Below are 10,624 nucleotides of genomic sequence, written 5' to 3' on the forward strand. Positions count from 1 at the left end.
GTCCTCTTCGCGAGCAGGCTCGCTCCCACAATTGGAATGCGTTTCCCTGTGGGAGCGAGCCTGCTCGCGAAGAGGCCAGTTCGGCCGTCAAACCTTTCCGACAGGCAACAAAAAGCCCACCAATAAGGTGGGCTTGATGTATTCAGCCGATGATCAGAACAGCTTCATCTTCGGCGCTTCTTCTTTCAGCGGTTCGTTCTGCGCGGTCTGCGCATTCCAGCCACCGCCCAAGGCCTTGTACAGGTTGACCGCACTGGTCAACTGCGCGAGGCGGTCGGTGATCAGTGCCTGTTGCGCGCTGAACAACTGACGCTGGGCATCGAGGAAGGTCAGGTTGCTGTCGACGCCGATGCGGTAGCGACGTTCGGCCAGGCGGTAGTAATCCTGGTTGGCCTGGACGAAGTCACGCTGCGCTTGCAACTGCTCGGTGTAGGTCTGGCGGGCAGCGAGGCCGTCGGCGACTTCCTGGAAAGCTGTCTGAATCGACTTCTCGTAATTCGCCACGCCAATGTCCTTCTGGATCTTGGCGTAGTCGAGGCTGGCGCGCAGGCTGCCGGCGTTGAAGATCGGCAGGTTGATCTGCGGCTGGAACAGCCACGTCCCCGAGCCACCCTTGAACAGGCCGGACAGATCCGGACTCAGGCTACCCGCGTTGGCGGTCAGGCTGATGCTCGGGAAAAACGCTGCACGGGCCGCGCCGATGTTGGCGTTGGCCGCCTTCAGGTTGTACTCGGCCTGCAGAATGTCCGGACGACGTTGCAGCAGATCCGAAGGCAGACCGGCCGGCACGTCGCTGAGCAGGTCGTCGGCCAGCGGTTTGGCCGCTTGCAGATTGGCCGGAATACCGGTGCCGAGCAGCAGGGTCAGGCTGTTTTCGTCCTGCGCGACCTGGCGGGTGTAACGCGCCAATTGTGCCCGGGCGTTTTCCACGGAAGTGCGCGACTGCGCCAGATCCAGCGCCGAAGCCACACCGACTTCGTTGCTGCGGCTGGTCAGCTTGTAGCTTTCTTCGAAGGCACCGAGGGTGTCCTGAGTCAGCTTGAGCAGTTCCTTGTCCGCCTGCCAGGTCAGGTAAGCATTGGCGACGTTGGCCACCAGACTGATCTGTGTACTGCGACGTGCTTCTTCAGTGGCGAAGTATTGTTGCAGCGCTTGCTCGCTCAGGCTGCGCACTCGACCGAACAGGTCGAGTTCGTAGGCGCTGACCCCGACCGTGGCCGAGTAGGAGCTGCTGATAGTCGACTCGCCGGTCTGCGAGGCACGGGCCGGCAGACGCTGGCGGCTGCCGGCGGCAGTGGCCGACACCGCCGGGAACAGGTCGGCGCGCTGGATGCGGTACTGCGCCGCGTAAGCGTCGATGTTCAGCGCCGCGACACGCAGGTCGCGGTTGTTTTCCAGGGCGACCTGGATCAGCTGTTGCAGGGCAGGGTCATGGAAAAACTGCTTCCAGCCCTGTTCGGCCGCGGCTTGCGCCGGAGCCTGGGCCGGCGAATACGCCGGCCCCTGCGGGTACTGGCCTGCGACCGGAGCCTCAGGCTGCTGATAGTCAGGTATCAGCGAGCAACCGCTCAGCACGAAGGCGGCGACTGCGATGGAGAGTAGCGACTTGCTCATTGGCCAGCCTCTTTAGGAGTTTCAGTAGTCTCATCCGCGTCGGTCTTTTTGCGCTGACCGATCGACGACACAGTAACGAAGAACAGTGGGACCCAGAAGATCGCCAGGATCGTGGCCGTGAGCATACCGCCAATCACGCCGGTACCGATCGCATGTTGACTGCCTGAACCTGCGCCGGTGGAAATCGCCAGCGGTACCACGCCGAGGACGAAGGCCAGCGAGGTCATGATGATCGGGCGCAGACGCATGCGGCAGGCTTCGACTGCCGCTTCACGCAGGGTGCGTCCCTGTTCATGCAGTTCCTTGGCGAATTCGACGATCAGAATGGCGTTTTTAGCCGCCAGACCGATGGTCGTCAACAGGCCTACCTGGAAGTACACGTCGTTGGACAGACCGCGCAGACTGGTCGCCATCAGTGCACCGATGATCCCCAGCGGTACCACGAGCATGACCGCGATCGGAATCGACCAGCTTTCATACAGCGCCGCCAGACACAGGAACACCATCAGCAGCGACAGGGCGTACAGCGCTGGCGCTTGCGAGCCGGACAGACGTTCCTCGTAGGACAGACCGGTCCACGAGATACCGACACCGGACGGCAGCTTCTTGGCAATCGCTTCGACTTCGGCCATCGCTTCACCGGTGGAGTAGCCCGGCGCCGGAGCCCCGAGGACCTCGACCGCTTCCACACCGTTGTAGCGCGCCAGTTTCGGCGAACCGTAGACCCACTCGCCCTTGGCGAATGCCGAGAACGGAACCATGGTGCCTTCGGCGTTGCGCACGTACCACTTCTTCAGGTCTTCCGGGCTCATGCGCGAGTCCGGTTGGCCCTGCACGTAGACTTTCTTCACCCGACCACGGTCGATGAAGTCGTTGACGTAGCTACTGCCCAGCGCGATCGACAGGGTGTTGTTGATGTCGCTGATGGTGATGCCGAGGGCACTGGCCTTCTCGTCATCGATTTCCAGCTGGAACTGCGGCTCATCGTTCAGGCCGTTCGGACGCACCTGGGTCAGCACCTTGCTTTGCGCCGCCATGCCGAGGAACTGGTTACGCGCTTCCATCAGTTTTTCGTGACCGATACCGGCACGGTCCTGCAGGAACACGTCGAAACCGGTGGCGTTACCCAATTCCAGAACCGCTGGCGGGGCGAAGGCAAACACCATCGCGTCGCGGAAGCTGAAGAAGTGTTGCTGGGCACGCGCAGCGAGGTTGAACACGCTGTTGTCGGCGTTACGTTCGCCCCACGGCTTGAGCATGATGAACGCCATACCCGAGCTCTGCCCACGGCCAGCGAAGTTGAAGCCGGTCACGGTGAACACCGAAGCCACCGCGTCCGCCTCACCGCCGTCCTTGTTGGGACGCAGCAGGTACTCACGCATTTCGTCCACGACCACTTGTGTGCGCTGGGCACTGGAACCGGCCGGGGTCTGCACCTGAGCGAACAGAACGCCCTGGTCTTCTTCCGGCAGGAACGCGGTCGGGATGCGGGTGAACAGCCAGATCATGCCGACCACGATCAGCAGATAGGCCAGCAGATACGGCGCCTTGCGGGTCAGCATGTTGCCGACGCCGCGCTCGTAGCTGCGCACGCCACGGTCGAAGTTGCGGTTGAACCAGCCGAAGAAACCTTTCTTCGGGGTACCGTGCTCGCCTTTCGGAATCGGCTTGAGCATGGTCGCGCACAGCGCCGGGGTGAAGATCAGGGCAACCAGTACCGACAGGGCCATGGCTGACACGATGGTGATCGAGAACTGCTTGTAGATCACACCGGTGGAGCCGCTGAAGAATGCCATCGGCAGCAGTACCGCCGAGAGCACGAGGGCGATACCCACCAGCGCGCCCTGGATCTGGCCCATGGACTTCTTCGTCGCTTCCTTCGGTGACAAGCCTTCTTCGCTCATAACCCGCTCGACGTTTTCCACCACGACGATGGCGTCGTCCACCAGCAGACCGATGGCCAGCACCATGCCGAACATGGTCAGGGTGTTGATGCTGAAACCGGCAGCGGCGAGGATGCCGAACGTACCGAGCAGTACCACTGGCACGGTCATCGTGGTGATGACGGTGGCGCGGAAGTTCTGCAGGAACAGGAACATCACCAGGAACACCAGCGCGATCGCTTCGACCAGCGTGTGCACCACGCCTTTGATCGACTCGGTCACCACCGGGGTGGTGTCGTACGGGAACACCACTTCCATGCCTTGCGGGAAGAACGGCTTGAGGCTGTCGATGGTGTTGCGCAGTGCTTTGGCGGTGTCGAGGGCGTTGGCGCCGTTGGCCAGTTTCACCGCGAGACCGGACGCCGGGCTGCCGTTGAACTGGGCGCTGATCGCGTAGTTCTCACCGCCAAGGCCGACTTCAGCGACGTCTTTGAGGCGAACCTGCGAGCCGTCCTTGTTGACCTTGAGGAGGATTTCCTTGAACTGCTCGGCGGTCTGCAGACGGGTCTTGCCGATGATCGTCGCGTTCAGTTGCTGGCCCTGCACGGCAGGCAAGCCACCGAGCTGACCGGACGAAACCTGAACGTTCTGCGCGGCAATGGCGTTTTTCACGTCGACCGGGGTCAGGTTGAAGTTGTTCAACTTGGCCGGGTCGAGCCAGATACGCATCGCGTACTGCGCACCGAAGACCTGGAAGTCACCGACACCGGCAGTTCGCGAGATCGGGTCCTGCATGTTCGACACGATGTAGTTGGACAGGTCGTCCTTGGTCATGCTGCCGTCACGCGACACCACGCCGATCACCAGCAGGAAGTTCTTCACTGCCTTGGTCACGCGGATACCCTGTTGCTGCACTTCCTGCGGCAGCAGCGGGGTGGCCAGGTTCAGCTTGTTCTGGACCTGAACCTGCGCGGTGTCGGAGTTGGTGCCTTGCTCGAAGGTCGCGGTGATGGTCATGCTGCCGTCGGAGTTACTTTCCGACGACACATAACGCAGGTTGTCGATACCGTTGAGCTGTTGCTCGATGACCTGGACCACCGTGTCCTGCACGGTTTGTGCGGACGCGCCTGGGTAGGTCACCTGGATCGCAATGGCCGGTGGCGCAATGCTCGGGTATTGGTTGATCGGCAATTTCAGGATCGAAAGTGCCCCGACCAGCATGATCACCAGGGCGATCACCCAGGCGAAAATCGGACGGTCGATGAAGAATTTTGACATGGGTTACTCCCCTTTGCCGCCGGCGGCTTTGTCAGCTGCCTGTGCGGGGGCCGGGTTCTTGGTGCCGACGTTCGTCGCCTCGGTCGCTTTGACCTCGACGCCCGGTTTGACGTACTGCAGCCCTTCGGTGATCAGACGATCGCCGGCTTTCAGGCCGTCTTCGATCAGCCACTGGCTGCCGACGGTGCGGCTGGCCTTGAGCTGACGCAGTTCGACCTTGTTGTCAGCGCCGACCACCAGTGCCGTCGGGGTGCCTTTGAGGTCGCGGGTCACGCCTTGCTGCGGCGCGAGAATCGCTGCGCTGTTGACGCCGGCCTGCAGCTGGGCGTGAACGAACATGCCTGGCAGCAGGGTGTGATCCGGGTTCGGGAACACCGCGCGCAGGGTCACCGAGCCAGTGGTCTGGTCAACCGAGACTTCGGAGAATTCCAGCTTGCCGTCGAGCTTGTACTGGCTGCCGTCTTCCAGGGTCAGCTTGACTGCCGCGGCGTTGTCGCCGGCCTTCTGCAGACGGCCGCTTTCCAGTTCGCGGCGCAGCTCCAGCAGTTCCACCGACGACTGGGTGACGTCGACGTAGATCGGATCGAGCTGTTGAATCACCGCCATCGCGTCGGCCTGACCATTGCTGACCAGTGCGCCTTCGGTCACCGAAGAACGGCCAATGCGGCCGGAGATCGGCGCATAGACCTTGGTGTAACGCACGTTGATCTGCGCGCTCTGAAGGGACGCTTCCGATTGCAAGCGGTTGGCCAGCGCAGTGTCGTATTCCTGACGGCTGACGGCCTGCTCATCGACCAGTTGCTTGTAGCGGTCGGAGATCGACTTGGTCGAACGCAGCTCGGCTTCGGCGCTTTTCAGCGTCGCTTCATACACCGACGGATCGATCTGATACAGCTGCTGGCCGGCCTTGACGTCGGCGCCTTCCTTGAACAGACGCTTGAGAATGATGCCGTTGACCTGCGGCCGGACTTCGGCGATGCGGAACGCACTGGTGCGGCCCGGCAGCTCGGAGGTGAGGGTAAAGGCTTGTGGTTGCAGAGTGACGACGCCGACCTGAGGGGGCGGAGCGGCAGGGGCCGCTTCTTCCTTTTTACATCCGCTGAGCAGCGATGCCAGGGCGACGGCAGTGACCAGAGCGGTAACAGCTGGCTTGAATTGCATGAAGATCCTCGGGTCAGGCGCGCAAGAAGCGCACAAGAAGTGTGAAAGAGTAAAAATCGGGCACCGGGTGGATAAGTAGCTTGCTAAGTAATATACTTACGTTCATGGTTGTTTGTAAACACCTGCGCCGCGTATCCACCCTGTTACAAAAGTCGTCGCAAGGTTTGAAATTGTAGGCCGGGGAGTCGATTCACGAGAGATCGCCCCCTCTTTATTCAGCGGATATTCAGCCATCCCTGAAACATCCTGTTTGAGGTTTTACTGCCATGGTCCGTCGTACCAAAGAGGAAGCTCAGGAAACCCGCAGCCAGATTCTGGAAGCGGCCGAGAAAGCCTTCTATGAAAGGGGGGTTGCCCGCACCACCCTGGCGGACATCGCGACCCTCGCCGGCGTGACGCGTGGCGCCATCTACTGGCATTTCAGCAACAAGGCCGATCTGGTCCAGGCCATGCTCGACAGCCTGCACGAACCGCTGGATGAACTGGCCAAGGCCAGTGAAAGCGAAGACGAGCCAGACCCGCTGGGCTGCATGCGGCAGTTGCTGATTCATTTGTTTCATCAAGTTGCACTGGACCCGAAAACCCGGCGCATCAACGAAATTCTGTTTCATAAGTGCGAGTTCACCGATGAAATGTGCGATCTGCGCCAGCAGCGCCGGACGGCCAGTCTCGATTGCAACCTGCGCATCGGCCTGACCCTGCGTAATGCGGTGAATCGCGGCCAGTTGCCGGAAGATCTCGACACTGCCCGCGCGGCCATCAGCATTCATGCCTACATCGACGGCCTGCTGTACGGCTGGCTGCTGGCCCCGGACAGCTTCGAATTGCACGCCGAGGCTGAACGCTGGGTCGACACCGGGCTGGACATGCTGCGCCTGAGCCCGAGCCTGCGCAAATGAAACAAAATGCGCAATTGCCCGGGGAGATGTCAATCAGCCGCCATGGCTGATGATCGCGGCGGGGAGTTTAAACGCAGCGAGCCATGCATTTTGTAGGGAAATTGTGTAGCTCTTGTGAAACCGTGTTTCGCCGCTTTCCCCTCACCCTAGCCCTCTCCCAGAGGGAGAGGGGACCGACCGGGCTGCTCTTACAAGATACGCCGACCTGGAATATCTCCGCCGAACTCAGGTTCTGAAAGCTCTGCAAATCGGCTCCCTCTCCCTCGGGAGAGGGCTGGGGTGAGGGGCTACGCGTCGTGCCACGCAACAAATCTGAAGCCGAACAACAAAAAGCCCCTGACTCTCACGAGTCAGGGGCTTCTTCATTTCTGCGCTACCGCTTGGTTACAGCGTCGGATAGTCGATGTAACCCACCGGACCCTTGCCATAGAAAGTTTCCGGATGCGGCTCGTTCAACGGTGCATCAGCCTGCAAACGGGCGGGCAGATCCGGGTTGGCAATGAACGGCACGCCGAACGCCACCGCGTCAGCCTTACCGCTGGCCAGCCACTCGTTGGCGCTGTCCTTGGTGAATTTTTCGTTGGCGATGTACGGGCCACCGAAAGCTTCTTTCAGTTGCGGGCCGAGGCTGTCGGCGCCTTCTTTTTCCCGTGAGCAGATGAACGCGATGCCGCGCTTGCCCAGTTCACGAGCGACATAGGTGAAGGTCTCCGCGAGGTTGTCATCACCCATGTCGTGGGAGTCGGCACGCGGTGCCAAGTGCACACCCACGCGGCCGGCGCCCCAGACGTCGATCGCGGCATCGGTTACTTCCAGCAAGAGGCGCGCACGGTTTTCCAGCGAGCCACCGTATTGATCGGTGCGCTGGTTGGTGCTGCTTTGCAGGAACTGGTCGAGCAGGTAACCGTTGGCGCCATGGATTTCCACGCCGTCGAAACCGGCGGCTTTGGCGTTTTCGGCACCGGTGCGGTAGGCGTCGACGATGTCGGCGATTTCAGCGGTTTCCAGGGCGCGCGGGGTTGGGTAGTCGGCCAGTGGGCGCACCAGGCTGACGTGGCCCTTTGGCTGGATGGCGCTTGGTGCCACCGGCGCTTCACCGTTCAAGTACGAAGGGTGAGAGATGCGGCCAACGTGCCACAGTTGCAGGAAGATCTTGCCGCCGGCAGCGTGAATCGCCTTGGTCACATTGGCCCAGCCACGCACTTGATCGTTGGACCAGATGCCCGGGGTGTCCGGGTAGCCGACGCCCATCGGCGTTACCGAAGTGGCTTCGCTGAGGATCAGGCCGGCGGAGGCGCGCTGCACGTAGTATTCGGCCATCAGCGCGTTCGGCACACGACCTTCGTCGGCGCGGCAGCGGGTCAGCGGGGCCATGATGATGCGGTTGTTCAGCTCGATGTCGCCGAGTTTGATCGGGTCGAAAATAGTCGCCATGTCTAAAAGCCTCTCTTGATAAGGAAGTTGATCAGTGGGAAGCAGCGGCCAGCTCGGCATTGCCGTTCTGGCGGAAAGTAATCAGGGTCACCAGCAGGGCCAGTACGGCGAGTGCGGCGGCGGCCAGTGGCACGCTGGTCAGGCCGTAGCCGTGGGCGATGACGCTGCCGCCGACCCAGGCGCCGAGGGCGTTGCCGACGTTGAAGGCGCCGATGTTCAGGGTCGAGACCAGATTTGGCGCAGCCTTGCCGAAGGTCACCACATTGACTTGCAGCGCCGGCACAGCGGCGAAACAGACGGTGGCCCAGAGGAAAAGGGTGATCTCGGTCGGGATCAGCGCAACGCTGGTCCAGCTCAGCACCGTGGAAACCACGGCCATGCTGATGAACACGCCGATCAGCGTGGCGGCCATGCCTTTGTCGGCGAGTTTGCCGCCGATGATGTTGCCGACGGTCAGGCCCAGACCGATGAGCATCAGCGTCCAGGTCACGCCACGCGGCGACACGCCGGTAACTTCGCCGAGCAGTGGGGCGACATAGGTGAACAGGGTGAACACCGAGGCGGCGAACAGTGCGGTCATGCTCAGCGACAGCCAGATGCCGGCGCCCTTGAGCGCGGCGAGTTCAGCGCGCATGTCGAGTTTCTCTTCATCACGCTTGGCCGGCAGGAAGCGGATCAGGCCGATCAGCGCGATCACCCCGATGACGGTCACCGCCCAGAAGGTCGAACGCCAGCCGGCTTCCTGACCCAATGCGGTGCCCAGCGGCACGCCCAACACGTTGGCCAGGGTCAGACCGGTGAACATCAACGCCACCGCCGAGGCACGTTTGTTCGGCGCGACCAGACCGGCGGCCACCACTGAACCGATGCCGAAGAACGCACCGTGACACAGCGCCGTGACCACCCGGGCAAACATCAGCACGTTGTAGTCGCTGGCAATGGCGCAGAGCAGGTTGCCGACAATAAAGATGCCCATCAACGCCACCAGCGCGGCCTTGCGCGGCAGCTTCGCGGTGGCCAGCGCCATGAACGGTGCACCGATCGCCACGCCCAGGGCGTAACCGGTGACCAGCCAGCCGGCACCGGGAATCGACACGCCGAGGTCCGCCGCCACGTCGGGCAGCAGGCCCATGATGACGAACTCGGTGGTGCCGATGGCGAAGGCGCTCAGGGCGAGGATGAGGAGCGAAAGGGGCATGCAGGTTTCCTTGTCGGCTGGCTGACGTTAAGGGTCAGAGCTCTTTACTGAGGGTGCTGAGAAACGCCTGGATGACGTCCTCGTTACGTTTGAAAAAATGCCACTGCCCGGCCTTTTGGCTGCTGATCAGCCCGGCCCGTTGCAGGGTCGCCAGGTGTGCCGACACAGTCGATTGCGACAGGCCGCAACGCTGATCGATCTGCCCGGCGCAAATCCCGTATTCGTGGTTGTGCAACTGCTCGGGGAATTCGTTTTTCGGGTCTTTCAGCCAGTTGAGGATGTCTCGCCGTACTGGGTGCGCCAGGGCTTTTATTATTTCGTCGAGGTCGAGGTTCATGGCGTGGGCTCGTGGGGGCAGTGGCGATATATCGCGATGGAGCGAACTTTAAATCGTTGGATCGCGATATACCAATATGAAAACGGTCTGAGCATCTTGTAAATCGCTATATCGGGTTATAACGATACAAGGGTGCTGAATGTTCGAACCCAGTGCTAAGCTGCGCCCATGAACTATCTCGCGCATTTGCATCTCGGCGGCCAGCGCCCCGGTCAGTTACTCGGCAGCCTGTATGGCGACTTCGTCAAAGGTCGCCTGCAGGGCCAGTTCGACCCGGAGGTTGAAGCGGCGATTGCGCTGCATCGGCGGATCGACGTGTTCACTGATCGCCATCCGCTGGTGGACATTGCCTTGGGGCGGTTTACCGAAACGCGGCGGCGCTACGCCGGGATCGTCCTCGATGTGTTTTTCGATCACTGCCTGGCGCGGGACTGGCGTTTGTATGCCGATCAACCGCTGGAACAGTTCACCGCAGACGTCTATCGGGTGCTTTCCCGCGAACGCCAATTGCCGGAACGGCTGGCGAAGATCGCGCCACACATGGTTGCCAATGACTGGCTGGGTTCGTATCGCGAATTTGCCGTGCTGGAGCAGGTCCTGCGCGGGATCTCGCGGCGGTTGACGAGGCCTGAAGAGTTGGCGGGAGCGATGCAGGAGTTGCGACGATTGTATGAGCCGCTCAGCGAAGACTTCAGCCTGTTCTACCCGCAGCTGCAGGATTTTGCCCGGCACGCCAAACCACCGAAAATCTAATGTAGGAGTGAGCCTGCTCGCGATAGCGGTCTGTCAGTTCATGCAAATGTGACTGACAGACCGCCAT

8 protein-coding genes are annotated in these 10,624 nt (G+C 61.4%); 2 read left to right on the top strand and 6 right to left on the bottom strand.

Annotation, left to right across the window (positions count from 1 at the left end; translation table 11 throughout):
* Positions 1–153: 153 nt before the first annotated feature.
* From emhC to emhA, 3 genes are read right to left on the bottom strand one after another with little or no spacing between them, the layout of a single operon-like run.
* Positions 154–1,614, bottom strand: coding sequence for an efflux RND transporter outer membrane subunit EmhC (gene emhC / locus DCO47_RS22575; RefSeq protein WP_042608184.1), 1,461 nt, complete (start codon positions 1,612–1,614; stop codon positions 154–156).
* The gene (emhB, locus tag DCO47_RS22580; protein ID WP_116658959.1) at positions 1,611–4,775 is read right to left on the bottom strand and encodes an efflux RND transporter permease subunit EmhB; all 3,165 of its coding nucleotides are present in this window, start codon (positions 4,773–4,775) and stop codon (positions 1,611–1,613) included. Before emhB ends, emhC begins: the two co-directional genes overlap by 4 nt.
* Before the next feature lie 3 nt (positions 4,776–4,778).
* Positions 4,779–5,936, bottom strand: coding sequence for an efflux RND transporter periplasmic adaptor subunit EmhA (gene emhA / locus DCO47_RS22585; protein WP_016771331.1), 1,158 nt, complete (start codon positions 5,934–5,936; stop codon positions 4,779–4,781).
* A gap of 266 nt (positions 5,937–6,202) precedes the next feature.
* Here emhA and emhR point away from each other — a divergent pair, with 266 nt between their 5' ends.
* Positions 6,203–6,835, top strand: coding sequence for an efflux system transcriptional repressor EmhR (emhR, locus tag DCO47_RS22590; protein WP_016771330.1), 633 nt, complete (start codon positions 6,203–6,205; stop codon positions 6,833–6,835).
* Between the two features lie 384 nt (positions 6,836–7,219).
* On the opposite strand, the gene DCO47_RS22595 is transcribed toward emhR, so the two are convergent.
* From DCO47_RS22595 to DCO47_RS22605, 3 genes are read right to left on the bottom strand one after another with little or no spacing between them, the layout of a single operon-like run.
* Positions 7,220–8,269, bottom strand: a complete 1,050-nt coding sequence (locus tag DCO47_RS22595; protein ID WP_065615224.1) for an alkene reductase — start codon at positions 8,267–8,269, stop codon at positions 7,220–7,222.
* Between the two features lie 31 nt (positions 8,270–8,300).
* Entirely contained in the window at positions 8,301–9,467 is a 1,167-nt protein-coding gene (locus tag DCO47_RS22600; RefSeq protein WP_042608182.1) for an MFS transporter, read from the bottom strand.
* Between the two features lie 34 nt (positions 9,468–9,501).
* Positions 9,502–9,804 carry a helix-turn-helix transcriptional regulator gene (locus tag DCO47_RS22605; protein ID WP_007917068.1) on the bottom strand — a complete coding sequence of 101 codons (303 nt, stop codon included), beginning with the start codon at positions 9,802–9,804 and terminating at the stop codon, positions 9,502–9,504.
* Positions 9,805–9,972: 168 nt separating this feature from the next.
* Between DCO47_RS22605 and DCO47_RS22610 the strand changes: the two genes are divergently transcribed.
* A complete protein-coding gene (locus tag DCO47_RS22610; protein ID WP_042608181.1) occupies positions 9,973–10,557 on the top strand; it encodes an ACP phosphodiesterase in 585 nt (194 codons plus the stop codon).
* Positions 10,558–10,624 lie beyond the last annotated feature (67 nt).

The sequence above is a fragment of the Pseudomonas sp. NDM genome (assembly GCF_003105095.1).
Taxonomy (GTDB): domain Bacteria; phylum Pseudomonadota; class Gammaproteobacteria; order Pseudomonadales; family Pseudomonadaceae; genus Aquipseudomonas; species Aquipseudomonas moraviensis_A.

Bases quoted from the DNA above. Each gene is read 5' to 3' on its own strand.
- emhC (WP_042608184.1), bottom strand. From the start codon at position 1,614: ATGAGCAAGTCGCTACTCTCCATCGCAGTCGCCGCCTTCGTGCTGAGC.
- emhB (WP_116658959.1), bottom strand. From the start codon at position 4,775: ATGTCAAAATTCTTCATCGACCGTCCGATTTTCGCCTGGGTGATCGCC.
- emhA (WP_016771331.1), bottom strand. From the start codon at position 5,936: ATGCAATTCAAGCCAGCTGTTACCGCTCTGGTCACTGCCGTCGCCCTG.
- emhR (WP_016771330.1), top strand. From the start codon at position 6,203: ATGGTCCGTCGTACCAAAGAGGAAGCTCAGGAAACCCGCAGCCAGATT.
- DCO47_RS22595 (WP_065615224.1), bottom strand. From the start codon at position 8,269: ATGGCGACTATTTTCGACCCGATCAAACTCGGCGACATCGAGCTGAAC.
- DCO47_RS22600 (WP_042608182.1), bottom strand. From the start codon at position 9,467: ATGCCCCTTTCGCTCCTCATCCTCGCCCTGAGCGCCTTCGCCATCGGC.
- DCO47_RS22605 (WP_007917068.1), bottom strand. From the start codon at position 9,804: ATGAACCTCGACCTCGACGAAATAATAAAAGCCCTGGCGCACCCAGTA.
- DCO47_RS22610 (WP_042608181.1), top strand. From the start codon at position 9,973: ATGAACTATCTCGCGCATTTGCATCTCGGCGGCCAGCGCCCCGGTCAG.